Below are 23843 nucleotides of genomic sequence, written 5' to 3'. Positions count from 1 at the left end.
GAATGAACAAACGATGATGTCCATGCCCAACGCTTCCGCGAAGCCCTGGATTGATTCCGGCCCGGAGCGCGGTTACATTCAACGAGCGATGATTCTCCTGACGTGCCAGCGTCGATTTAGCCGCCCCCCGAGCCCCACCAGGTGCCGGGAGGCCGTGCTGCGTCGCTAGCCCGTTCTCCCTCGGCGGATCGCCTCTCGGCGTGACGTCCACCTGGACCAGGGGTTCGGGGGGTGTCCGAGCGTGGCGCCGCCTGCTCCTCCGCTCGAGGACCCGGCGTCGCCTGGAGCTGTCTTCCTTCCACTCCAGTCCGAGAGCCCTTCCATGTCCGTCCGTATCCTCAGCACCGACGCTGTCCGCCGTGCCCTGTCCATTCGCGACCTGACCGATCCCTCCTCCGGCCCGCATGCCATGCAACGTCTCGTCGACGACGTGCTCGTCGCTCTGCGCGAGGCGTGGCGTTGTGACGTGCGGCTGCACCGGCGAAGCCCCATCGTCTCCGTCTCCGACAATTATGATCGGCTGCACTACCCGCCCGGCGGTGCCGCCCGTGACGAGCGCTATACACGTTATGTCTGTGACACCGCGCTCCTGCGCACGCAGACCTCGGCGATGATTCCGCCGCTGCTGCGCCAGCTCGCCACCACACCTCAATCCCCCGAGGACGTCTTGCTCGCCTGTCCCGGGCTCGTCTATCGCCGCGACAGCATCGATCGGCTGCACACCGGCGAACCCCACCAGATGGATCTCTGGCGCGTGCGGCGGGGCGCTCCGCTCGGCGTCGAGGCGCTGCGCCACATGGTGGAGACGGTGGTGCGCGCGCTGCTTCCCGGGCGGGAGTGGCGCGTCACCCCGGCCCGGCATCCCTACACCACGGATGGGTTGCAAATCGACGTCCACCAGGGCGGAGAGTGGGTGGAGATTGGCGAGTGTGGCCTCGCCCATCCCGAGTTGCTCGCCGACAGCGGGCTCGATACGGCGCGCACCTCGGGGCTGGCCATGGGCCTGGGGATGGATCGCATCCTCATGCTGCGCAAGGGCCTGGACGACATCCGCCTGCTGCGTGCCGAGGATCCGCGCATCCGCTCGCAGCTGCTCGACCTGGAACCCTACCACGAGGTGTCCTGCATGCCCTCGGTGCGCAGGGACTTGTCCCTGGTGCTCGAGGGAGACGCCACCAGCGAGGAGCTGGGAGACGTGGTGCGCGCCGCGCTCGGCCCCCAGGCCGAGGTGGTGGAAGCCGTCGAGGTGCTCTCGGAGACGCCCTACGAGGCGCTGCCACCCGCCGCCGTGCAGCGGCTCGGCATCTCCCCCGGGCAGAAGAACGTGCTGCTGCGCGTGGTGCTGCGCGCGCTCGATCGCTCACTCACCCACGCCGAGTGCAACGAGTTGAGGGACCGCATCTACGCGGCCCTGCACCGCGGCTCCGCCTGGCAGTGGGCATCGGCCCCCGCCACGCTCCCGTGACGTGTGCCGTGAAAACATCGAGCCCCCGGTGACACCTCCGCGGCTCCCCGGTGTTTCCTGGTGAATTCCTCAAGGGGAGACGCACACATGGTTTCCAATCGGTTCCTCGCGAGTCTGGCCAGTGTGGTGGCATGGGGCGGACTCGCGAGCTGTTCAAACCCCACTTCAGACGTGGAGGGAGCGCGGGCCATCGAAGTCCAGGCCATGACCGAAGCCCAGGCTTCCCTGGGTCATGTCACCGCCGGCAAGCGTCTCTTCAGTGAGGCGTTTCCCCAGACCAACGGGCGCTCCTGCGCCACGTGCCATACCCTGAGCGAGCACACGACGCTGAGGCCCGCGAGCGTCGAGGCGCGACTGGCCGCCAACCCGGAGGATCCGCTCTTCCGGCGCATCGACGCGGACGACCCCGAAGCGGCGCGGCCCACGTATGAGCATCTCAAGAAGGGCCTCGTCCGTGTCGTCCTGCCGCTTCCCAGCAACATGGACGTCATCGACGACGCGGGCAACGTCATCACCCCCGCCGACCGGAAGATCTCCGTCTGGCGTGGAGTGCCAACCATCGAGGACATGGCGATCTCCGGGCCGTATCAGCTCGATGGCCGGGCGGCCACGCTGGAAGAGCAGGCTCAGGCCGCGATCCTCAGTCACAGCGAGGGATACGAGGTGGGGCTCGCGCCGCTGAAGCAGATCGCCGACTTCGAGCGGAGTGTGTTCTCGTCACCCCGGGCCCGGTTCGTCTCGAAGCTGCTCGAGGCCGGCGTTCCCCGCGACCAGATTCCCTCTCCCGAGGACTTCATGATGCTCACCCTCCAGGAGCAGCGTGGCCGAGAGGTCTTCGAGCTGGCCTGCGCGGCATGTCATGGCGGCCCCACCACGAACCAGATCACGAACCGCGCCGTCCACGCTTCACTCTCCGCCGCGCTCAAGCCAGACGGCAACGTCCTCTTCACCCAGGTGCCTGGTCAGGGGCCCGTTCCCGTGCGGGTACCTCGTCCGGGCAACGAGTTCGTGAACATCGGGTTCGGGTCGCTTTCCTATCTCGGGCAGATCGGACGGCTCCCGTTGTACACCTCCTCCGTGGAGCTGCCGCGCTACCGCTTCCGCTTCTATACGGACGGCACGCGCCAGCACGCCGTCACCGAACTTCCGCCCCTCCCGGTCACGGCCAGTGGTGAGCCCTTCGATCCGACTCCGGCGCTCGACGAGAACGGACTGCCCATCGTCGGTCCCAACGGCCTGCCCCAGTGGTTCACCACGGATCCCGGCCGCGCCCTCATCACGGGAGATCCCTCGGATTTCGAGGCCTTCGACGTGCCGTCGCTTCGAGGCATCGCGGGGACGGCTCCGTATTTCCACGACAACAGCCACGAGACCCTGCGCGACGTCATCGACGGCTACAGTCGGCTCATCCTGCCCTTCACCACGGAGATGAACCTGCCGCCCGTCTACCCCCCCGAGACGCCCGGAGGTCTGCCCGAGGCGCTCAACCCCGAACAGAAGCAGGACCTGCTGGAGTTCTTGAAGCGGCTCTGAGTCCCCCGCCGTGTGGGGGATATGCTGGCCTCTCCGCCGACGTGTTCGTCAGTCCCAGTGGCCCTCGGTCGTCGTGCGCGAGGTGCTAACCTGCGGAGCCAGTCATGTTCCTCATCGACACAGAGAAAGAGTTCCTGGGCGCCTTCCGCTCGAGGGATCGCAAGTTCGTCGAGCCGCCCAAGGGCACCCAGTTCCCCCTCTTCGTCCGCGACTACCTCTCGTGGGTGGATCCCCACGGGGTTCGCGTCTTCCTCGTGTTCGCCCCACCGGGAGGCAAGAAGCCCACGGGCATCGCCTTCCGCCGCGACCAGCAGGGCGACAAGACCCTGGCGCTCCGGGTGTGTGACTGGTGCCGCTCCTCCGGCTCGGCGGACCAGATCGGGCTGCTCACCACGGACGTCGACTCGAAGCGCCGGGTGGGCGTGAATCTCTGTCTGGATCTGCGCTGCAACGAGCGGCTGGAGTCGGCGACGAATCTGGCCGGCCGGAATGCCCTGGACGAAAACCGGCAGCTCCTCGAGCGCATGGCCCGCTTCGCGACCGAGGCACTGGGCCTCGACCTCGGTCCGAAAGCGTGAGCGGGCGCGGTGACGCGCGCGGGACTACTCCGAGCGGCAGCGCTCCAGCAGGGCGCCCGCCCAGGTGAGGCCGCTGCCCACCACCGCGAGCGCCACCGCGTCTCCCACCTGGGGATTGTCCCAGTTCTCCGAGAGCACGGTGGGCGCGCCCGAGGCGCCACAGTTGCCGCGGTACTCCACGTTGGAGAAGTGACGCGCGTCGGCGACCTCCGTGCGCCGTTGCACCGATTCCAGCATGCGCAGGTTCGCCTGGTGTCCGATGAGGCTCAGCCCCTCCGGGGTGCGCTCCGGCGAGGCGGCGAGGTAATGCGCGCGCAGCTCGAGGAAGGTCTCGCTGGCGCGCTTGATGGCGAAGGCCTGGACGGCGGAGCCCTGCTGGGTGAAGTGGCCGGCGCGGGGCACCCTCACCTTGTCCGCGCCCGAGGGACTTCCGCCGAGCAGCGTCTGGGTGATGCGCCACGGTCCGGGGACGCGCGGGCTGAGCAGCGCGGCGCTGGTGCCGTCGCCCCACAGCACGCAGCTCGAGCGGTCCGAGTAGTCCACCACCCGGGTGGAGTTCTCCGGGTTCACCACGAGGATGAAGTCCGGCAGGCGCTCCGGCCGCATGCCCGCCAGGAAGTGGAGCTGGGCGCAGAAGGACGAGCAGGCGGCGTTGAGGTCCAGGGAGGGCGCCTCGATGCCCAGGGCCTCGGCGATGCGACAGGCCTCCGCCGGAATGCACTCGTCGGGTGAGCAGCCGCCCGCCACCACCATCCCCACGTCCTTCACGTCACGTCCCGCGCGCTGGAGCGCCATCAGCGCCGCTCGCTTGCCCGTCTCCGCGTTGGAATACAGCGCGGCCTCCAGCGCTCCGCGCACGTCCCGGTTGCGGGTCTCACGGATGTAGTCGAGCGGCAACACCGTATGCCGGGTGCGGATGCCTACCCGCTCGACGATCCAGGAGTCGTTCGTCTCCAGGCCAATGTCCTGGAAGAACGCGTTGGTGATGAGGTTCTCCGGGTGGAAGTGTCCGAGTGCGTGGAGGAACATGGCCGTCGTCTACCCACGCCATGTCAGCTTCATGCCACGGCCGCGCGGATTTCACACGAGTGTCACCGTTTCCAGCAGGATGACCATTTCTCCCACAACTCGTCACACGGGCCCTCCCACACACACCATGCTGCTAGACTCCGTCAGGATGAGCACTGAATGGGTCAGACCCTCGTGGGCAGGCCTGGTGCTGGGAAGCTGCGTGCTGCTCCAGCCCTTGACCGCGGCCGCCGCCACCACCGACTGGTTCTCGGATGACTTCGAGACGGGAGCGCTGATCGCCCCCGAGGGGCGGTGGGACAATGCCAGGAGTGTCAGCCCCAACACCCTCGTCAACGGGGCGGAGGGAGCCCACCGGGGGCAGTACGGCCTCACCCTGATCGACCGCAACAACAGCTCCGCCTCGGAGTACCAGGGGGGAACCGACTTCGAGAGCACTCCCCTGACCTCGGAGTTCTTCCTCCGCTCGTGGATGCGCCTGCGCGACGTCGGCAATCTCGGGAAAGTGGTGGCCATCCAGGCCAATCCGATGAGGGTGGAACTGCGGCTCCTGCCACCGAGCCCAGTCTGGGAACTGTCCGTCAGCAAGGGCACGGAGCAGACCTACGCCAGCGTGCATGGAACACAGGTGGAGCAGGAACGCTGGTACCTGGTCGAGTTCAGCGCCCGGGGACTGGGGACCACCCACGGAGAAGCCAGGTTGTGGGTGGACGGCGTCGAGCAGGGAGAGGCCGATGAACGCGCCGCGCTCTCCGGGATCGACTGGCGGAACACCACGATGTACGTGTTGAAGTGGCTCCAGGTGGGCGAGCCGTGGACGGACCAGGGGTACTTCACGGGCTCCATCGACTTCGACGACCTGCGGGTGAGCGCCGCGCCCATGGCGAGCCGGCTGCGGCTCCAGCGGCCGGCGGACGCGAGCACATCCTCGGGGTGCATCGCCGTGGACGTGTCCTTGCGGAACTCCGCCACCGGGGCGCTCGCGCCCGCGCCGTACGAGACGGACGTATCCCTGTCCACGACGGCGGGAGAGGGCCAGTTCCATACGGAGAAGGCCTGCGGATCCCCGGTGGAGCGCGTGCGTCTTCCCACGGGCAGCTCCGAGCGGCGCGTGTACTTCCGTCCGGAAGGCTCCCGCGGAGTGATGACGTTGGCGGCTTCTCATCCGGACTTCCTCCCCGCGACGCTCCAGGTGGAGGGAGACGGCACTTCCGGAGGAGACGTGGACGGCGGCGCGGCGGGGCCCTGGACGATGGGCCTGGGCTGCACCTCGGCGCCAGGGGCGCTCGTGCCGCTGCCGGTGCTGCTGTGGCCCTGGTTCCGCCGGCGTCGCCAGGGACGGCCGGGAGCGGCTACCCGCCAGGAGTGAAGCGCAAGCCGGTGACGCCCAGCAGGTGCGTGGTGCTGTACGAGGCACTCGCCGGGAGCAGGCGTCCGCTCACCTCCACGAAGAGGTCGAACGTGCTGGACAGCGGGAGGCTCGCTCCGGCGGACAGCCCGCCGCCGAACAGGAACGGCCCTCCCAGGGCGTACGCATCCAGCGAGAGGAAGAAGGTCAGCGGCCCCACGAGCCGCGGGGCCTGGGCGCCCAGTCGCGCGGACGCCCCGAACCGGCTGCCCACCGTGGCGTTGAGCTCGCCATAGACATACGTGCCCGCCAGCCTCGCTCCGGCCTCCAGTCCCACGCCCGACAGGGGGGACAAGCCCAGTGCGGCCCGGGCCTGGGCACTGAAGGCGAGTCCGGACCAGGGCGCCTCCTTCGGAGCCGTTGGGGGCAGGACGACGCGCACCTGCTCCGTCCGGCCGGGCCGCACCTTGACCTGGAGCGAGGTTCTCCCCTCGCCCACGTCCAACGTGTGCGTTCCGATGGGGACCGGACCCCGCCAGGGCGCCTGTCCGAGCGGCTGTCCATCCAGCCCCAGCGCCGCGCCGGAAGGATCGACCTCCACGGCCAGCTCGCCCCGGAGCCGCTCACGCAGGCGCTCGAAGAGCGCCACCACGGTGGGCTGCACACGTTCCGGCTCCAGACGCACGTCCGGGTCCGACTCGAGCGCCTGGGCGAATGCGGCCTCCATCTGCGAGTAGCGGCGGAGCGCCGCGTACGCCTCGCCCCGGACCAGGAGTAGCCGCGCACGATCCGTCTCGTCCCGGGTCTTCTTCAATCCCGCGTTCACACGCGAGAGCACGGACTCGAAGTCCCCTTCGGACAGGGCCTCGAGCGCCGCATCCAACTCGCGATGCTCGTCGGCGGGTGAACCGGCGGCGAGCAGCAGCGACATCACCAACAGGGGAACGCTCATTCGTGAAGCTCGATGCGTACCACTGCTTTCGTACCCGGCAAAACCTCGATGGAGCGTTCCTGCGGGGCGAAGCCGTCGCGCTCCACGCGCACGGAGTGACGCCCATCGGGCAGCTCGAGTGACACCGGGGTGGCCCCGTGGTGCTTACCGTCCACGCTGACGTTGGCCCAGACCGCCCGGCCCTGGTGCAGGGTCACCACACGCAGCTCTCCCCTGCCCTGCTTCGTCCGCTTGCGGGAGTCGCCGCCCACGGGAGAGGACGCGAGCGGGGCCTGTGCGCCCCGGGTCCGGCGAGAAGCCGTTGTCGGGGAAGCGGGCGTGTTGGAAGCGGGCGTGTCGGAAGCGGGAGCCGCCGGCGCTGGCACCTGGGCGGCTGTGGTCGCCACGCCTGGTGCGGTGGGGGCCGGCGCATCGCCTCGAACCGGGGCGGAGTCTGGAACCGGGGGAGCATCCCGCGCCGGGTTCGGAGTGGCGGCGGCGGGCCCGGCTGGAGCGGCCGACAGGGAGGAGTCCGGCACCACCACCGCGGACGGGGCCGGGGCCTCCGCCGTGCCGCGGAGCGTGAGCAGCACGAGGAGGAGCGCGCCCACGCCCGCCCCACCCCACAGCAGCAGGGACACGCGCCGCACGTGCATGCCTCGCCCCGAGGAAGCCGGCGCTGGAGGGGGGGTCGACGCGGGAGCCGCCAACTCCACCTGCGCACTCGCGCTCGCGCGCTCCGCCTCCTCCAGCGCCGCGAGCAACGCGAGCGCACCTTCCTGGCGCTGCTCCGGATTCATCGCGGTGGCCCGGACGAGCACCTTCGCCCAGGCAAGTGGAAGCCACGGGGCCTGCGCCCGGAGCGCCGGGACCGCGGCCCGAGGCCCCTCGCCGAGCAGCCGGCAGGTGCTCGCTGGAGGCAGCCCCGTCAAGGCCTCCAGCAACACCAGCCCCAGGGAGAAGAGATCCGCGCGGCCGTCGACGGGCTCGCCCCGAGCCTGTTCCGGCGCCATGTAGCTGGGCGTGCCGAGCCGCACGCCGCTCCGGGTGAAGTCCTCGCCACGGTGCTCCCAGAGGATGCCGAAGTCGAGCAGCGTGGCGTGCCCACCGGGCGAGACGAAGATGTTGCCCGGCTTGATGTCGCGGTGGACGCAGCCGCGCTGGTGGATGAAGTCCAACCCGGCGCACAACTGCCGCGCCAGGGCGAGCACCTCCGGGACCGGCATGGGCCCAGGCACCGAGCGCAGATAGCGCGCCAGGGACATGCCCTCCAGGAGCTTCATCACGATGAAGGGACGCCCGCCCTCGCGGCCCACCGCGTGGATGGGGGTGATGTGCGCGTGCTCCAACCGAGCCATCGCCCGCGCCTCCCGCTCGAAGCGCGCCACGCTCTCCGGGTCCTCGCACAGCGGCTCGTGGAGCAGCTTGATGGCCACGGTGCGCTCGAGCGCGAGATCCCGGGCCCGGTACACCTGGCCCATGCCTCCGGCGCCCAGCAGCGCCTCCAGCCGCCACTTGCCCTCCAGCACGTCTCCTGGTGCGAGCGAGGGCCGCGCCGGCACCTGCGGACGCCCTCCCGCTTCCCCGGCGTGCAGGGTGATGGCGGTGCACTCCGTGCAGGCGGCTCCCGGAAACGGGACGGGCAGGCCACAGGTCGCGCACGAGGAGGCTTGCTTGTGGGGAGGCATGGGGGACTCTATGTTGCCACACCGCATGGGCTTCTCCTCCACCGAACCATTGATTCCCGGTGCCCTGGCGGAGGGGCGACCAGCAGCGCGGGGTCCTCGATTCCGCGTGGTGGTGGAGACGGGGCCGGACGCGCGGCGGGACATCCCCCTCGAAGGCACGTTGCTGGTGGGCACCCAGGTGGAGGGTGGCCTGCGGCTGAGCGATCCGACGGTGTCGCGGGTCCACCTGGAGCTCCAAGCCCGGCCGGAGGGAGTGCGAGTCCGGGACGTGGGCTCGCGCAACGGCACCTGGTCGCTGGGCGTGCGCATCCACGAGGTGACCGTCGCGGGCGAGGCCCGCTTCACGCTGGGCAAGACGACACTGCTTGTCATGCCCGAGCCTGCCGAGGAGGCAGCCGAGCCCGCGCCCCGCACCACCTTCGGACGGGCGCTGGGGCAGAGCGCCGCGATGCAGCGGCTGTTCGGCATGCTGGAGCGGACCGCGCGCTCCTCCTTCTCCGTGCTGTTGCTCGGCGAGACGGGCACCGGCAAGGAGCTGCTGGCCGAGGCGATCCACCGGGCCTCGCCTCGGAGCAACCAGCCCTTCGTCATCGTGGACTGTGGGGCGGTGGTGCCCTCGCTCATCGAGAGTGAGCTGTTCGGGCACGCGAAGGGGGCCTTCACGGGCGCGCATACCGAGCGACAGGGGCACCTGGTGCAGGCGGATGGCGGCACCGTCTTCCTCGACGAGGTGGGCGAGCTTCCGCTGGAGCTGCAGCCGAAGCTGCTCCGGGTACTGGAGTCGGGCACGGTGCGCCGGGTGGGAGACAACGCCGCGAAGGACGTGGACGTGCGCGTGGTGGCGGCCACGCACCGCGACCTGAAGGCGGAGGTGGCCGCGGGGCGCTTCCGGGCGGACCTCTACTACCGGCTGGCGGTGGTGCCGGTGCGCGTCCCCGCGCTGCGCGAGCGCGCGGAGGACATCCCCCTGCTGACGCGACACCTCTTCCAGCAGGCCGGCCAGCCGGACTTCCCACTCACCGAGGAGCTGGTGCAACGGCTGGTGGGCTACGACTGGCCAGGCAACGTGCGCGAGCTGCGCAACTTCGTGCACCGGGTCCTCGCGGCGGGGGACGCGGAGCTGCCGGACACGAAGCCGGTGAGCGCTGTCACCGCGACCGAGGACTTGAGCGGCCTGACCTTCAAGGAGGCCAAGGAGCGCATGGTGGAGGCCTTCACCCGCGAGTACCTGACGGCGCTGCTCGCGCGGTGCGGCAACAACATCTCGGAGGTGGCGCGCACGGCGGGGCTGGCGCGCAGCCACGTCCACGGACTGCTCAACCGCTACGGGCTGAAGGCGGGAGACTGAGCGTCAGCCCTTCGTCCCTCGGGTCGAGCGGGGCACGTCGGCGGTGTGGGTGACGGTGGCGCCCTCTCGCGCGCGGTCCTGGCCCCAGGCGAGGCGCCCGGAGCCCGGGAGCCAGGGAGCCACCAGCGCGGCCAGTTCGGGCAGGCCCACCAGGGGAGCATCGGCGCGCAGGGTGAGGTCGAGCGACGTGCGCAGCTCCATCAACGACGGGCGTCGCGAGGACTCCTTGGCGAGGGCCGCCGTCACGATCCGCTGGAGCGCCTCGGGCACGGCGGGCCGCACCGTGCCGAGTCCGCGAGGGACCTCCTTCAGCACCGCTTCCATCGTCCGCATGGGGGTGTCCCGCCGCAGGGGCTGCACGCCCGAAAGCAGCTCGTAGAGCGTCAGCGCCAGTCCATGCACGTCCGTCTGGCCATCCAGCGGTGCCTCGCGAAGCTGCTCGGGCGCGGCATACTCCAGACGGGCCTTGACCCGGCCGGGCTGCGTCTCCGTCAGCCGTCCACTCCTGCGCGCGATCCCGAAGTCGAGCAGCTTCACCGCTCCGGTGTCGGCGATCATGATGTTGCCGGGATGGATGTCCCGGTGGACGAGGCCCAGGGGTTGACCCTCCCGGCCCCGGAGGACGTGCAGGTAGGCCAGACACTCGGCCACGTACGTGGCGATGCGAGCCGCGTGGGCCCAGGGCAGCGGCCCCTGCCCTGCGGCTCTGCGTGCCTCCAGGAGCTGCGCCAGGGTGAGGCCGTGCACATAATCGAACACGAGGAACAGCAACCCATCCTGCTGGCCGAAGGTGCGCAGCCGCGCCAGGAACGGATGATGAAGCAGGGTGGACAGGTGAGCCTCGTCCAGGAACTGATTCACCCAGCTCTCGTCTCCGGCGACCTCCGGACGCATCCGCTTGAGCGCCACCAGCCGGTCCGGCCCCACCCCACCCTTCACCTCCGCGAGGAACACCTCGGACATGGCGCCCATGGCCAGGCGCTTGAGAAGGACGAAGTCATCGAGGCTCGGACCCTGCTGCATGGGGGGACTCCAGGCTACGGCGCGGGATGGAGCTGGAGTTATCAAGGTATCTGGTTGAATGGCCGCCTGGGTGCGTGTTCCGGTCCGGGCGTTGACTCGGGCGAGGTGCGGTGGCACCTTGCGCCGAGTGGATCGTGCGAATGACTCGCGTGGTGGGAGGTGTGCCATGGGAACTGTACTGAACGGTGTCTCGGGTCGCTCCTCGCCGACGCTCGCCTGACCGGGCGCGCTCCGCTCCCTCGCTGAAGTCGAGACGAACGGGCCTGCCGCCTTGGGTGCGCGGGTGCCGGCACGGAGTTCTGTCGATCTGACCTGGCCGACGTGTCTTCCGCGTGCTCCGCGTCCGGGGCCATGGGGACTCGTCTGGCCTGACGGGAACCGTTTGTCTTCATGACTTCTTCCAAGCATCGCCGTGGCCGCGCCTCGCGTAGGGGCACGGATTCTTCCCTGCTGTCTTCTGAAGCCGACTCCATCCCCGCGCGCCATCTGCGCGTCCAGTCCACCTTGTTCCAGGAGGTATCCCGCCTCTTCCGTGGAGAGCTGTCCGATCCCTTGCTCGAGGGCGTCGCGGTGACGTCACTCGAGCTCACGCCGGACGGGCGCAACGCCCGTATCGGCTTCACCCTGCCCTCCGATGTCGCGGCCACGGGGCCCGCGCCCGTCGAGAAGGCCCTCGAACGCGCGAGCGGCTTCATCCGCTCGCAACTCGCGCTGGGGTTGGACCTCAAGCGGGTGCCGCACCTGCGCTTCATCTACGTGGGCGAGGCGCCCGCCTGGCGAGAGGAGCACGAGGAAGGGGGTGAGGCATGATGCCGCGCCTCCTTGAAAGCCCACCGGGGGCCGTCCCCATCTTCGCCTGGGCCCGCGCGGTGCCGGCGGGCGCGGTGAAGCAACTCCAACACATCGCGAGCCAGCCCTACGTCGTCGAGCACGTGGCGGCCATGCCGGATGTCCACATGTCCGAGGGGGTCGCGGTGGGCACCGTCTTCGCCACCGAGCGCCACATCGTCCCCGGGGCGCTCGGGGGAGATCTCGGCTGTGGGGTGAGCGCCGTGCGCTTCGACTACCCCGCCTCCGCGATCGATCGAGCGGGGCTGACACGCCTGCTCGCCGCGTTCGCGCGGGCCGTGCCCGTGGGCGACGCGGTCCACCGGGGACGGGGGCTGCCACTGCCACCCGGGCTCGAAGCCGCGCGCCTGTCCACCCACCGCCTCCAGCGCGAGTGGGAAAGACTGGCGCCCAGACATCTGGGAACGCTCGGGGGTGGCAACCACTTCCTCGAGCTAGACCGGGACGCGGGGGGGGACCTCTGGCTGTTGCTCCACACGGGCTCACGGGGTGTCGGTGCCGCCATCGCCGCCCACCATGTGCGTGTGGCCCAGGTCCATGGGGAGGGCTCGCTGCCCGGCCTGGGCACAGACACTCCCGAGGGTGCCGCCTGCCTCGCGGACACCGGGCTGGCGTGTCACTTCGCCCGCGCCAATCGCGACGCGCTCCTGTCTCGCGCGGGGGCGGTGCTCGCCGACCTGCTCGGGAGGGAAGCACTGTGGGACTCCCGCGTGGATGTCCACCACAACCACGTCGCGGCCGAGCAGCACTTCGGCCGCACGTTGCTCGTCCATCGCAAGGGGGCCATCGGTCTGGTACCCGGACAGACAGGCCTCATTCCCGGCAGCATGGGAACGGCCTCGTACCTCGTCACGGGAAGAGGCGAACCGCGCTCCTTCGGCTCGTGCTCGCATGGGGCGGGCCGGGTGATGACACGCAAGGAGGCTCGAGCCCGCATCCGTCCGGACGCGCTGGAGCATGCCCTGCGCCGCGTGGTGTTCGACGTGGGACGTTCCGCCTCCCTGGTCGAGGAGGCTCCGGCCGTCTACCGCGACATCACCGAGGTGATGGAGGATGAGGAGGAGCTCGTGACGCCGTTGCTGCGGCTCACGCCCATCGCGGTGCTCAAGGGCTGAACAGTTCGCCGTGTCGACGACCCGCGTGGAGGGTGCGGGCGTCGACGCGTTGGGTCTAGATTCTCCCGGTATGACACGGGGATCGAGACTCAAGACCAGCCTGGCCGTGCTCCTCCTGGGTGCATCCGGGTGCAAGAGGGCTCCGCCCCCCGAGGAGTGGGGCGGAGAGGTCGTCGAATGGATGGATCCCTCGTTCGAGGATCCAGAGCCCGAGGTCTCCGAGCCCGAGGCGATCTTCGAGCCCCTGCGGACCCCTCCGCGGGCCTCCAACTTCCTCGTGCTGGGGGGCGGCGGAGAGCCGGCCAGCAATGAGATTGCCTTGGAGAAGAACGTCCTCTACTTCCAGCGGACGCTGCAATCGCTCGGACTCGCACCCGAGTCGGCGTCCATCTATTTCGCCAATGGGACGGACGGGAAGGCCACGGTGCGCTACCGCGCCGGAGACAAGCGCGCGCGCGATTCGTTCAAGTCCCTGGAGATTCCCCACCTCAAGGGAGCGGCGACGCTGGAGCACTTCCTGGAGTGGCTGGAGGACAAGGCCCGGAACGCGCCCGAGCGGCCGGTCTTCCTCTACTTCACGGGCCATGGGGGGATGAATGGCAACAACCTGAACAACAACCACCTGGCGCTCTGGGACTCGGACACGCTGACGGTCCGCGCCTTTGGCCTCTTCCTGGGCCGGCTCCCGAGCACCACCCCCGTCGTCACGATGATGTCGCAGTGCTACTCCGGCTCGTTCGCCAACTTCATCTACCAGGACGCCAACCCTCGACGTCCCGTGGTGGCGCAGCCCCGCTGTGGCTTCTTCGCCACGGTGGAGTACCTCCCCTCCGTCGGGTGTACCCCGGAGGTGGACGAGGCGGATTACCGGGACTACAGCTCCAGCTTCTTCGCGGGGCTCGCGGGCGTCAGCCGGACGGGGAGCGCGGTGGCGTCGGCCGACCATGACGGGGATGGACGGGTGAGCTACGCCGAGGCCCATGCGTTCGCCAAGGTCGATGGTGAGACGACGGACCTGCCCATCTCCACGTCGGAGGCCTGGCTGCAACGGCGCGTCAGGGGTGTGGACATGCGCGCCTTTCTCTCCAAACCCATTCTCGACGTGTCGCGGACCGGGCGCCCCGAGCAGCGCTACGTCGTGGAGTCGCTCGTGCGCAGGCTGGGCTTCGTCGCCGAGCGCTCCTGGCTCGACAACCTCCAGGCCGTGGAGTTGAAGACGGAGGAGCGCGAAGCGGATGCCATGCGCCTGCGCATGGAGTTGCTCAACATCGGGATGGAGCACAAGGTCCGCGCGGCGGGAAGCGCACCGGCGCTCGCCGTCCTTGAGCGTCTGCTCCAGTGCGAGCGCGGCTCCTGGGACTCACCACCGGGCGCGGCCCCGGCTCCGGTCCCCGCTTCGCCCTCCGCGGCCAGCCAGGATCACGACAAGGGAAACGCCACCTGATATCCCCTGGCCCGGCCGCGTGAGGAGAGAGCCTCACGAGTGCCCGGACCGGAGCGCGACCTCCGGAGTCGTTGGGAGAGAGCGTTGGACGCGACACAGCAGGTGGGGAAGTATCAGTTGGTCCGCAAGCTCGCCGCGGGAGGCATGGCGGAGGTGTTCCTCGCCAAGGCCGCGGGGCCCATGGGTTTCGAGAAGACCCTGGTGCTCAAGCGTATCCTGCCCCAACTCGCGCAGGAGCCCGCCTTCGTGCAGATGTTCCTGTCCGAGGCCAAGCTCGCCGCCCGGCTGACGCATCCGCACATCGCGCAGATCTTCGACTTCGGCGAGGCCGATGGCGCCTACTTCCTGGCCATGGAGTACATCGACGGCCCCAGTCTGCGCGCGCTCATCAAACGCGCCGCGGCCCAGGGACTGGCCCTGCCGCCCGCCATATGCGCCCGGCTCATCGCCGACGCGTGCGAGGGATTGGCCTTCGCCCACGACTTCGCCGATCCCGACACGGGCGAGCCCCTGGGACTCATCCACCGGGACATCAGCCCGGACAACATCCTGCTGTCCCGGCAGGGGGCGGTGAAGGTGGTGGACTTCGGCATCGCCAAGGCCGCCGGGCAGGCCCACAAGACCGAGAGCGGCGTCATCAAGGGCAAGCTGGCATACATGCCGTCCGAACAGATACGGGCCAGGGAGCTGGACCGGCGTGTGGATGTGTACGCGCTCGGGGTGGTGCTCTACGAGCTGCTCACGGGCCAGCGCCCCTTCATCTCGGACACGGACGCCGGGCTGATGCAGGCCATCCTCTACGAGCAGCCCATTCCCGCGGCCCGGCTCCGTCCGGATCTGCCACAGCCCCTGAGGAGGATCCTCGGCAAGGCACTCGCCAGGGAGCGCGAGCAACGCTATCCGGACTGCCATGACTTGCAGGCGGAGCTGGAGAGCTTCATCGTCTCCGCCGGCAAGCCCGTGACCACGCAGCAGGTGGCCCAGCTCATCCGGGCGACCTCGGACACGCCGATGCCGGCCCTGACACCGGCCCCCGTGCCGACGGATTCCGCGCCACCGAACCTCGCCAGGAGACGTCCCTCCTCGAGCACGAACGAGGCGCTGACCGCGAACGTGCGCCCATCCCCTCGCTCGAGGGAAATTCCCAATACCCTCGTCACCCCACTCCCCCGGACCGCCGAACTCGAACCCACGCGCCCGTCACGGCCCACCCTGCCACCCGTCCCCGAGTCCTCCCCCGACATGGACGGCCAGGCACCGCGGCCGATGACGGAGACGGCGCGTCAGACGGCCGTGCCGCCACGCCCTTCGGGTGCCGCCGCGGCCGTGCGGCGCCCCGTGATGTCGGCCGAGAAGCCTCGTTCTTCGAACCGGTGGGGGCCCGCCCTGCTCGGCGGAGTTCTGCTGGCGACGTGCGGCGGCGTGGCGTTCTGGCGGATGAAGTCCCAGCCGGAGGTTCAGGGCTCCGCCCCTATCCCCAGGAGCGCACCCGAGCCCCAGGTCGCGGCCCCACCCGCCCCCCTCCCCCAGCCGCCGCCCAAAGCGGACGAGCCGACTCCAGGCGCGGAAACTCCGGCGCCAGGGGAACCTCCCGTGGCGGATTCGGAGCCCGCCGGACCGGTGGAACACAAGAGCTTCGCGTCGGTCGCGCCGCTCGTGGAATTGCGCGTCCGGCCCTACGCCACGGTCTTCGTGGATGGCAAGCGTCTGGGCGTGACTCCCCTGAGGGGGCTGAAGCTGAGCCCAGGACGCCACACCCTGAAGCTGGTCAACGACGAGATTCGCAGGACGAAGGAAATCATCCTCGACGTGAAGGCGGGAGCGAACAGCTCTCTCGGAATCAATCTACTCGAGGAGTGAGGCTTCAGCGAGGCTTCGCTGCACAGGCGGCGATGGCTCACGAGGCTTCGCCGCCCAGTCGTCGATGCCACGAGAGGCTGCCTCCAGAAGCGTGCTGGAATCGGCTTCTCGGACCTTCTGGCCCAACTGGAACAGCGCGCTCAGAGCGGTGCTCCTGCTGGCCTCATCCATATCAGTGGTCCGCGCCTGAAGCGCAATCAGCCGCATCATGAGCCGTTCACACTCCGCGGCGACAGCCGCCCGGCATCCGAACAGATTCGCTGGTGGCTCCTGAACTGGAGGGACCACGGCGGGCGCTTCGGGCAGAGGTACGTCCTGGTCCTCGTCCCCGACTTCCCAGAGCTCTTCCGGCACGGCGGATTTCGCCTGGAACCAACCCTCGGAGGAGGGATAGAGGGCGAACTGGTGGGCGAGCTGGTCGATCTCCTGGCTGACACGCACCCACTCGGTGATCGTGCCCGCCTCCGAGACCTGGGTCTTCAAGGTCGCCATGGCTCCAGAGACCGCACTGCGCGGAATCCCGCGCGCGCACAGCATCTGTTCCATCGAGGCGAGGCGCCACAACTGCTGGGCCTTCAAGGTCCTGCCCTTGGCCGCGATGAGTGTGGACGCGCACTTCGGCGAGGATTTCTCCTTGGACGAAGCCACTGGGGGGGTGTCACTCGTCGCAACGTTCTGGTGGGCCTCGAGCGATTGGAGCATCTCCCGCTGAACCTTCTGCCGGATGGCCTCGAAGTGGGCCTCGACCTTGGGGGAGACCTGCTCAGGAAGCTGCTCATTGGGCCGGAGCATCATCGCCACCTGGAAGGCTTCTCCGGACTCCTCGAGCTTCCCCATCTCGAACAAGAGGATGCCCTCATAGAGGGACAGGGTCACGAGCGCGGACGTGCTCAACGGGCGCTCACGCGCGAGTCCGATTTGATCGAGCGCCTGCTCATACTTGAGCTTCTCGAAGAGGCCGCTGATCTTGCCAATCGTGTTCTTGTACTCAACGGCCCCCACTCCCTCCGCATGCGCGGACGGATGCGACGCCCAGGCGAGGAGAAGACCGAGGACAGGGACGAGTCTCTTGTGGACCATGGCACTCACGTGACGACGCATCGTCTGGAGAGGGGGGGATGGTGGGGCTCCTCTCAAGTAGAAGATCAATCCACGTCGCTGGCAACATGAATGCACAGTCCAGGTGAAGGAACCCCGAGTGCGAGGATTTCCTCACTTTCAATTCCTCCCGGAAAAACTCAATTTCACACGTCGACGCCGTCAGGCAACAGGAAGGTCACGGGAGGATGGCGAAGGCGCGCGCCGGGAAGCCCAGACCATTGGCCACCTTGGGCCAGGACACGACGATCAGCGCCCCCGTGGGCGGCACCTTGTCCAGATGGGCCATGACCTCGATCTGATAGCGCCCCTGGCCCAGCACCCACTTCTCCGCGTCCAGCGTCGACGTGATGTCGGTGTCGAGCGACTCGTGCCCGATGGCCGTGATCTTCCTCTTCTCGAAGAGGAACTGGACGGCCGCCAGGGACCAGGCGGGGAACGGGTAGCGCTTGAAGCGCTCGGGATTTCCCCAGTCCTTGTACATGTCCGTACGCAGCGCGGCGAAGGAACCCTCCGGCACGCGGCCGTGCTTCTTCTCCCAATCCTGGATGTCCTGCACGGTGATCGCGTGGTTGGGGTCCTTGGCGAGCGACGGGGTGATGTCGAGCACCACCAGAGGAAGGATCATCTCCCGCAAGGGGATCTGATCCAGGGTGATTCCGTTCTCGTGGAAGTGCGCGGGAGGATCCACGTGGGTGCCGTACTGACCCACCATGGAATAGAAGGTCGTGCGGAAGCCATCCTTCTCCAGGTTGTAGGGTCGGTAGGTCTTCGGATCCGACGCGGTGGTGAAGGTGGCCTGGCCAAAGCCCTGCCATACCGGCGTGCTGGGGCTGAAGCTGTGGGTGAGATCGACCATCTTGCGGGAGGCGAGCGCCTTGTAGGCCTCGGCCAGACTCGGCCCCTCGGCCTGCACGGCCGTGGCTCCCAGGGCCAGCGAAAGCGCGAGCAGGTCGCGAGCCAGGGTTTTCTTCTCGAACAGACGGCTGAACACGGACATGGCTATCTCCGATGAAAGAGATCTCCAGACTAAGCCATGTCATGGACCAGGCAGCGCGTGGAATGCGAGGGTCACGGCGAAGCTCGCCGCCGCGGGCGGCGCTGCTCAGTCGCAGCCAGGTGAGAAGCCCTTTCCAGGTCGCGCTCCGGCGCGCCTGGGGAAACGATCATTCCCAGGAGAATTCAAACTCATAATCGAGGACGGACGGCTGCTGTCCGCTGAGCTTCACGTTCTGGGCGCCCATCCGGTCGAGCGTGGCCCGCAGGCCGCCCTCGTGGTACGCGCGGGGAATGAAGTTGCGCGTGAGGAGGAGACGGCCCGTCGTGGGCCCATCCCACACCAGTTGGCGAGTCCCATAACTCGTCGTCATCCGGTAGATGCCCTGAATGCTGATCATCAGGCTCCGGGTGTCCTGACCGGAGAGGTGCTTCAACGCCCTGCCCATGAGGGAGTCGAGGAAGTCCGTCATTGCCTGATGTCCCAACAACCACATGGCCCTGTCGAAGCCGCCGTACCGGGGGCTCAGCACCTGCCCCGCGGCGTAGGTCAGCCGGATGAGGGCGCTGATGGGATAGTTGAAGAACTCCACGAAGTTGCGCTCTCCGCTGGCCAGCAGGCAGTGCCTCGCGGCCGCTTCACCATCGAGCGCGCGCACCTTGTCGAGCATGCTCTTGAAGAAGAGTCCTCGCACGGTGTCCCGCGGTGTCGCCAGCGCCAGCCGTTGTTCCATTTCCTGCTGCCAGAACAGTGGCGATTCACCGTCCGACAACCCTTGCGCGATCGTGCTCATGGGCTCCCTGTGGCCCTGGAGCGAGGCCTCGTCACCCCAGGAGACGGGAGTCTACCACGGGGCCTATTCAGGGCCCCGCGGGCCCTCCGCGCCGGGATGAGGGAGCCACGCGACTCACCCCGGTGGAAGCAGGGCCGCCTGGGCCGAGGCCACGGCCGCGCCCGGTGCAATGCGATGGCCCGCCACGGCGAGCGCCCGCTCGATGGCCCCCACGGTGGCCAGCACATCCCCCGGGCTCACGACGTTCATATGCCCCACGCGGAAGTAGCGCGTCTTGAGCTGGGGATGAAGGCCCCCCGCGAGAACCACACCCTGCTCGCGCACCTTGCCCACCCACGCGGCATCCACGCCCTCCGGAAAGTAGAGGGCACTGAGGGTGTGGGCGGCCACGGACTCGGACACGGGCAGCGTGCGCAGGCCCAGCGCGCGCCAGGCGGCCCGGAAGGCCCCCGCCATGCGACGGTGCCGTGTGAACCGCGCCTCCATGCCCTCACGCAGGAGCTGTCCGAGGCTCACCTCGAGTGCGTACACGAGGTTGACGGGCGGGGTGGCGAAGTACGCGGCCCGCCCCGCTTCATAGGCCTCCATGATGGGAAGCCACTCGGCGAAGTCCGCGTACAAGGAGCGCACGGGCGTGCGGCGAGCGCGCCAGGAGTCCATGGCCCGTCGGCTCACGCTCAAGAGCGCCAGTCCCGGAGGCACTCCGAGCGCCTTCTGACTCGCGGTGAGGTAGACGTCCGCACCCCACACGTCCTGGTGGAACGTCTCGCCGGCGGTGGCGCACACCCCATCCACCACGGACAGCACCCCGTGCCGGTGGGCCGCCCGTACGAGCGCCTCCGCCGGTGCGAGCACTCCGGTGCTGGTGTCCACGTGCGTGACGGTCATCAGCTTGAAGCGGCCGCCCGCGAGCAACCGCTCCACCTCCGCCGAGTCCGGCACCTCGCCCGGGGAGGCCCGAGCCTGCACCACCTCGGCCCCGTAGCGCTCGAGCAACGTGGCCATGCGGTCGCTGAAGTAGCCGGTGTTCACGACCAGGGCGCGCTCGCCCGGCTCCACCAGATTGGCCACCGCCATTTCCATGGCCCACGTGCCGCTGCCCGCCACCACGAAGGGTTGGGCCGAGGGGGCCATGCACACCTCGCGCAGGCGCTGGAGGGCCCGGCCAAACACGGCGATGAACTCGGGGGACACGTGGCTGGCCGTCTTGGCTCCCAGCGCGCGCATCACCTCGGGGTCGAACTCCACCGGGCCGGGGATCATCAACAGATCTCGCTCGCTCATGGAATGAGGGCGTAGCGTGGCGCGGGCCCGGACTCCACGGAGGGCGCGAGGCGATGTCCGAAAGCGACAGTGCGGAGGCGCGGCCAAGTGCGCGAAGCCCGCAAAGGCGAAGGCCCCGAGTCGACACCAGGGGTGTGGACTCGAGGCCTTCAAAAAAAATCCGGCAGCGACCTACTCTCCCGCGCGGTTTCCCGCGGAGTACCATCGGCTCTGGAGGGCTTAACTTCCGTGTTCGGGATGGGAACGGGTGGGACCCCTCCGACATTGCCACCGGAAAAACAGGACAGTTCATACGAAGGGTAGGGAAATCAACTTCCACTGCGAAGCTCTCGTGCCTTCTTCCGGGCCCGGCGTCGCGCTCTCGCGCTCGCTCGGGGCCTCGACCTTGGCCTCGTGTCTCCTGCACCCCCCTGAGGTGGGGCTGCTGAGAGATTGAGGTAAAGTAAGCCTCTCGACCTATTAGTACCGGTTAGCTCAACGTGTTACCACGCTTACACACCCGGCCTATCAACGTCGTCGTCTTCGACGGGTCTTCGGGGGCTTGCGCCCGGGATACCTGTTCTTGAGGTCGGTTTCCCGCTTAGATGCTTTCAGCGGTTATCCAATCGACACATGGCTACCCAGCGATGCCTCTGGCGAGACAACTGGTACACCAGCGGTGTCTCCAACCCGGTCCTCTCGTACTAAGGTCAGAGCCTCTCAAGTATCCTACGCCCACAGCAGATAGGGACCAAACTGTCTCACGACGTTTTGAACCCAGCTCGCGTACCGCTTTAATTGGCGAACAGCCAAACCCTTGGGACCTGCTCCAGCCCCAGGATGCGATGAGCCGACATCGAGGTGCCAAACCTCCCCGTCGATGTGAACTCTTGGGGGAGATAAGCCTGTTATCCCCGGAGTACCTTTTATCCGTTGAGCGATGGCCCTTCCATTCAGGACCACCGGATCACTATGACCTGCTTTCGCACCTGCTCGACGTGTCCGTCTCGCAGTCAAGCTCCCTTATGCCATTGCACTCGCCGCCCGGTTTCCAATCGGGCTGAGGGAACCATCGCGCGCCTCCGTTACGTTTTGGGAGGCGACCGCCCCAGTCAAACTACCCACCAGACAGTGTTCCAACTCCCGGTGAGGGAGCATGGTTAGACACCAGAATCCGACAGGGTGGTATTTCACCGTTGCCTCCACCGAACCTAGCGGCCCGGCTTCAAAGGCTCCCACCTATCCTACACAGTCGAACCCTAGTGTCACTGTCAAGTTGTAGTAAAGGTTCACGGGGTCTTTCCGTCTTGCTGCGGGTAAACTGCATCGGCACAGCTATTTCAATTTCGCTGAGTCCCTCTCCGAGACAGCGCGGAAGTCGTTACTCCATTCGTGCAGGTCGGAACTTACCCGACAAGGAATTTCGCTACCTTAGGACCGTTATAGTTACGGCCGCCGTTTACTGGGGCTTCGGATCATCGCTTCACCTTGCGGCTGACGAATCCCCTTAACCTTCCAGCACCGGGCAGGAGTCAGACCCTATACGTCGGCTTCTTGCCTTCGCAGAGTCCTGTGTTTTTGGTAAACAGTCGCTACCGCCATTTCTCTGCAACCTCTCTCGGCTTCGGCTGTACGCCTACACCTGTCAGAGGCCCACCTTCTTCCGAAGTTACGGTGGAAATTTGCCTAGTTCCTTGGAGGAGAGTTCTCTCAAGCGCCTTAGGATTTTCTCCTCACCCACCTGTGTCGGTTTGCGGTACGGACACCCTGTAGACTCCCCGCGGAACTTTTCTTGGAAGCCGAGCATCAGCGACTTGCCCCGTGAGGGGGGCCATGGGGTCTCGGGGATAGCTGCCGCGCCTTTATTCGTACGCGACACCCCTACGCCTTTGGACTGACACAACCACCGGTCAGCTCGCCTAGCTTTCTCCGTCCTTCCTCGGTTCAACGTCTACAAGATGGCGCAGGAATATTAACCTGCTTGCCATCACCTACGCCTTTCGGCCTCGGCTTAGGTCCCGGCTAACCCTGGGAAGATTAACTTGACCCAGGAAACCTTGGGTTTACGGCGAGGGGGTTTCCCACCCCCTTTATCGCTACTCATTTCGGCATCAGCACTCGCAACCGCTCCACCAGCCCTTGCGGTCTAGCTTCTCAGCTGTTGCAACGCTCCCCTACCACTGCATGCACCGAGTGCATGCAATCCGAAGCTTCGGCGCTAGTCTTGAGCCCCGTTACATTTTCGGCGCGGCCTGTCTCGACCAGTGAGCTATTACGCTTTCTTTAAAGGATGGCTGCTTCTAAGCCAACCTCCTGGTTGTCAATGACTTGCCACATCCTTTCTAGTGTTCACTTAGACTAGACTTGGGGGCCTTAGCTGTCGGTCTGGGTTATTCCCCTCTTGCCAATGGACGTTATCACCCACTGACTGCTTCCCGAGCTAACAATTGCTGGCATTCGGAGTTTGGTACGGTTTGGTAATCTGGTGAGACCCCTAGCCGTTCCAGTGCTCTACCTCCAGCATTGAATTACTCGAGACGATACCTAAATATCTTTCGGGGAGAACCAGCTATCACGGAGTTTGATTGGCCTTTCACCCCTACACACAGCTCATCCCAGAAATTTTCAACTTTCATGAGTTCGGTCCTCCATGAGGTGTTACCCTCACTTCAACCTGGCCATGTGTAGATCACCCCGCTTCGGGTTATAATGCACGCAACTCAGTCGCCCGTTTCGGACTCGCTTTCGCTCCGGCTCCACCTATCGGCTTAGCCTCGCTACGTACATTAAGTCGCCGAATCATGATGCAAAAGGTACGCCCTCGCACTGGGTTGCCCCGTAGTGCTCGGACTGCTTGTAGACATGCGGTTTCAGGTTCTTTGGACTCCCCTCACTGGGGTTCTTTTCACCTTTCCCTCGCGGTACTAGTTCACTATCGGTCGCCAAGGAGTATTTAGCCTTACCGGATGGTCCCGGCGGATTCAGGCAGGATTGCACGTGTCCCGCCCTACTTGGGTACCCCGCTCAGCTCCAGTTCGTTTTCGCGTACGCGACTGTCACGCCCTTTGGTCCACCTTTCCAGATGGTTCCGCTAACAAACCAGAGTCCTACCGCGGACCCGCAACCCCGATGCCATTTTCATGACACCGGTTTAGGCTCCTCCCATTTCGCTCGCCGCTACTCTGGGAATCACTCGTTGTTTTCTTCTCCTCAGGGTACTGAGATGTTTCACTTCCCCTGGTTCGCTCCTTCAGCCCTATGGATTCAGGCTGAGGTAACGCGGCTTTCACCGCGCTGGGTTTCCCCATTCGGACATCTCCGGCTCAACGTTCGGTTGGCAACTCCCCGGAGCTTTTCGCAGCCACCCACGTCCTTCATCGCCTCTTGGCACCTAGGCATCCACCGCACGCCCTTAGTAGCTTACTTACCTTAATCCCTCATCAGCCCGCCTCCCGGCGGGTTGCTTGAAACTCGAGACCAA

Annotated in this window: 17 protein-coding genes and 2 rRNA genes; 9 read left to right on the top strand and 10 right to left on the bottom strand. The window is 67.2% G+C overall.

All coding sequences use genetic code 11. The features are described 5' to 3' along the window. Positions 1-322 precede the first annotated feature (322 nt). The 3 genes from F0U63_RS17335 (at position 323) to F0U63_RS17325 (ending at position 3576) form a co-directional block, all read left to right on the top strand. Entirely contained in the window at positions 323-1465 is a 1143-nt protein-coding gene (locus F0U63_RS17335) for a hypothetical protein (protein ID WP_395847024.1), read from the top strand. Between the two features lie 204 nt (positions 1466-1669). Continuing rightward, entirely contained in the window at positions 1670-2998 is a 1329-nt protein-coding gene (locus tag F0U63_RS17330; RefSeq protein ID WP_395847023.1) for a cytochrome c peroxidase, read from the top strand. 104 nt (positions 2999-3102) lie between these two features. Continuing rightward, positions 3103-3576: an FBP domain-containing protein gene (locus tag F0U63_RS17325; protein WP_395847022.1), complete on the top strand. Its 474-nt coding sequence runs from the start codon at positions 3103-3105 to the stop codon at positions 3574-3576. Positions 3577-3600: 24 nt separating this feature from the next. On the opposite strand, the gene F0U63_RS17320 is transcribed toward F0U63_RS17325, so the two are convergent. Next, positions 3601-4605 (bottom strand): 3-oxoacyl-ACP synthase III family protein, encoded by a 1005-nt coding sequence (locus tag F0U63_RS17320; RefSeq protein ID WP_395847021.1) that lies wholly within the window; start codon positions 4603-4605, stop codon positions 3601-3603. A gap of 148 nt (positions 4606-4753) precedes the next feature. Between F0U63_RS17320 and F0U63_RS17315 the strand changes: the two genes are divergently transcribed. Then, positions 4754-5974, top strand: coding sequence for a LamG-like jellyroll fold domain-containing protein (locus tag F0U63_RS17315; protein ID WP_395847020.1), 1221 nt, complete (start codon positions 4754-4756; stop codon positions 5972-5974). Here F0U63_RS17315 and F0U63_RS17310 read toward each other — a convergent pair. Both F0U63_RS17310 and F0U63_RS17305 read right to left on the bottom strand, forming a co-directional pair. Continuing rightward, positions 5958-6905: a PEGA domain-containing protein gene (locus F0U63_RS17310; protein WP_395847019.1), complete on the bottom strand. Its 948-nt coding sequence runs from the start codon at positions 6903-6905 to the stop codon at positions 5958-5960. The genes F0U63_RS17315 and F0U63_RS17310 overlap by 17 nt on opposite strands. Next, positions 6902-8572: a serine/threonine-protein kinase gene (locus F0U63_RS17305; protein ID WP_395847018.1), complete on the bottom strand. Its 1671-nt coding sequence runs from the start codon at positions 8570-8572 to the stop codon at positions 6902-6904. Before F0U63_RS17305 ends, F0U63_RS17310 begins: the two co-directional genes overlap by 4 nt. Positions 8573-8582: 10 nt before the next feature. Between F0U63_RS17305 and F0U63_RS17300 the strand changes: the two genes are divergently transcribed. Further along, positions 8583-9920, top strand: a complete 1338-nt coding sequence (locus F0U63_RS17300) for a sigma 54-interacting transcriptional regulator (RefSeq protein ID WP_395847017.1) — start codon at positions 8583-8585, stop codon at positions 9918-9920. A 3-nt stretch (positions 9921-9923) separates the two neighbouring features. Here F0U63_RS17300 and F0U63_RS17295 read toward each other — a convergent pair whose 3' ends face one another. Then, on the bottom strand, positions 9924-10943 hold the full coding sequence (locus tag F0U63_RS17295; RefSeq protein ID WP_395847016.1) for a serine/threonine-protein kinase: 1020 nt from the start codon (positions 10941-10943) through the stop codon (positions 9924-9926). 390 nt (positions 10944-11333) lie between these two features. Between F0U63_RS17295 and F0U63_RS17290 the strand changes: the two genes are divergently transcribed. The 4 genes from F0U63_RS17290 to F0U63_RS17275 all read left to right on the top strand — a co-directional run bounded on the left by F0U63_RS17290 (position 11334) and on the right by F0U63_RS17275 (position 16211). Then, the gene (locus F0U63_RS17290; protein ID WP_395847015.1) at positions 11334-11753 is read left to right on the top strand and encodes a ribosome-binding factor A; all 420 of its coding nucleotides are present in this window, start codon (positions 11334-11336) and stop codon (positions 11751-11753) included. Further along, complete coding sequence (locus tag F0U63_RS17285) at positions 11750-12907, top strand: RtcB family protein (protein WP_395847014.1); 1158 nt, start codon at positions 11750-11752, stop codon at positions 12905-12907. Before F0U63_RS17290 ends, F0U63_RS17285 begins: the two co-directional genes overlap by 4 nt. 70 nt (positions 12908-12977) lie before the next feature. Then, complete coding sequence (locus tag F0U63_RS17280) at positions 12978-14351, top strand: Caspase domain-containing protein (RefSeq protein ID WP_395847013.1); 1374 nt, start codon at positions 12978-12980, stop codon at positions 14349-14351. 144 nt (positions 14352-14495) lie between these two features. After that, on the top strand, positions 14496-16211 hold the full coding sequence (locus F0U63_RS17275) for a protein kinase (RefSeq protein WP_395848380.1): 1716 nt from the start codon (positions 14496-14498) through the stop codon (positions 16209-16211). On the opposite strand, the gene F0U63_RS17270 is transcribed toward F0U63_RS17275, so the two are convergent. From F0U63_RS17270 to F0U63_RS17245, 6 genes are all read right to left on the bottom strand, one after another. Continuing rightward, a complete protein-coding gene (locus F0U63_RS17270) occupies positions 16197-17105 on the bottom strand; it encodes a hypothetical protein (protein ID WP_395847012.1) in 909 nt (302 codons plus the stop codon). The genes F0U63_RS17275 and F0U63_RS17270 overlap by 15 nt on opposite strands. Before the next feature lie 382 nt (positions 17106-17487). Continuing rightward, positions 17488-18309, bottom strand: coding sequence for a cyclase family protein (locus tag F0U63_RS17265; RefSeq protein WP_395847011.1), 822 nt, complete (start codon positions 18307-18309; stop codon positions 17488-17490). Positions 18310-18475: 166 nt separating this feature from the next. Further along, positions 18476-19099 carry a TIGR02265 family protein gene (locus tag F0U63_RS17260; protein WP_395847010.1) on the bottom strand — a complete coding sequence of 208 codons (624 nt, stop codon included), beginning with the start codon at positions 19097-19099 and terminating at the stop codon, positions 18476-18478. Between the two features lie 114 nt (positions 19100-19213). Continuing rightward, positions 19214-20383, bottom strand: coding sequence for a pyridoxal-phosphate-dependent aminotransferase family protein (locus F0U63_RS17255; RefSeq protein WP_395847009.1), 1170 nt, complete (start codon positions 20381-20383; stop codon positions 19214-19216). A gap of 158 nt (positions 20384-20541) precedes the next feature. Further along, a 5S ribosomal RNA gene (gene rrf / locus F0U63_RS17250) occupies positions 20542-20658 on the bottom strand. 163 nt (positions 20659-20821) lie between these two features. Then, positions 20822-23788: ribosomal RNA gene (locus F0U63_RS17245) — 23S ribosomal RNA — on the bottom strand. Positions 23789-23843 lie beyond the last annotated feature (55 nt).

The sequence above is a fragment of the Cystobacter fuscus genome, from assembly GCF_044360685.1.
Taxonomy (GTDB): domain Bacteria; phylum Myxococcota; class Myxococcia; order Myxococcales; family Myxococcaceae; genus Cystobacter; species Cystobacter fuscus_C.
Note: the sequence above shows the minus strand (reverse complement) of the source record. Positions and strands in the feature narration are given on the sequence as shown.

What these genes read in the sequence shown, in the direction of transcription:
- F0U63_RS17335 (WP_395847024.1), top strand. Translation starts at nt 323, where the DNA reads ATGTCCGTCCGTATCCTCAGCACCGACGCTGTCCGCCGTGCCCTGTCC.
- F0U63_RS17330 (WP_395847023.1), top strand. Translation starts at nt 1,670, where the DNA reads ATGACCGAAGCCCAGGCTTCCCTGGGTCATGTCACCGCCGGCAAGCGT.
- F0U63_RS17325 (WP_395847022.1), top strand. Translation starts at nt 3,103, where the DNA reads ATGTTCCTCATCGACACAGAGAAAGAGTTCCTGGGCGCCTTCCGCTCG.
- F0U63_RS17320 (WP_395847021.1), bottom strand. Translation starts at nt 4,605, where the DNA reads ATGTTCCTCCACGCACTCGGACACTTCCACCCGGAGAACCTCATCACC.
- F0U63_RS17315 (WP_395847020.1), top strand. Translation starts at nt 4,754, where the DNA reads ATGAGCACTGAATGGGTCAGACCCTCGTGGGCAGGCCTGGTGCTGGGA.
- F0U63_RS17310 (WP_395847019.1), bottom strand. Translation starts at nt 6,905, where the DNA reads ATGAGCGTTCCCCTGTTGGTGATGTCGCTGCTGCTCGCCGCCGGTTCA.
- F0U63_RS17305 (WP_395847018.1), bottom strand. Translation starts at nt 8,572, where the DNA reads ATGCCTCCCCACAAGCAAGCCTCCTCGTGCGCGACCTGTGGCCTGCCC.
- F0U63_RS17300 (WP_395847017.1), top strand. Translation starts at nt 8,583, where the DNA reads ATGTTGCCACACCGCATGGGCTTCTCCTCCACCGAACCATTGATTCCC.
- F0U63_RS17295 (WP_395847016.1), bottom strand. Translation starts at nt 10,943, where the DNA reads ATGCAGCAGGGTCCGAGCCTCGATGACTTCGTCCTTCTCAAGCGCCTG.
- F0U63_RS17290 (WP_395847015.1), top strand. Translation starts at nt 11,334, where the DNA reads ATGACTTCTTCCAAGCATCGCCGTGGCCGCGCCTCGCGTAGGGGCACG.
- F0U63_RS17285 (WP_395847014.1), top strand. Translation starts at nt 11,750, where the DNA reads ATGATGCCGCGCCTCCTTGAAAGCCCACCGGGGGCCGTCCCCATCTTC.
- F0U63_RS17280 (WP_395847013.1), top strand. Translation starts at nt 12,978, where the DNA reads ATGACACGGGGATCGAGACTCAAGACCAGCCTGGCCGTGCTCCTCCTG.
- F0U63_RS17275 (WP_395848380.1), top strand. Translation starts at nt 14,496, where the DNA reads ATGGCGGAGGTGTTCCTCGCCAAGGCCGCGGGGCCCATGGGTTTCGAG.
- F0U63_RS17265 (WP_395847011.1), bottom strand. Translation starts at nt 18,309, where the DNA reads ATGTCCGTGTTCAGCCGTCTGTTCGAGAAGAAAACCCTGGCTCGCGAC.
- F0U63_RS17260 (WP_395847010.1), bottom strand. Translation starts at nt 19,099, where the DNA reads ATGAGCACGATCGCGCAAGGGTTGTCGGACGGTGAATCGCCACTGTTC.
- F0U63_RS17255 (WP_395847009.1), bottom strand. Translation starts at nt 20,383, where the DNA reads ATGAGCGAGCGAGATCTGTTGATGATCCCCGGCCCGGTGGAGTTCGAC.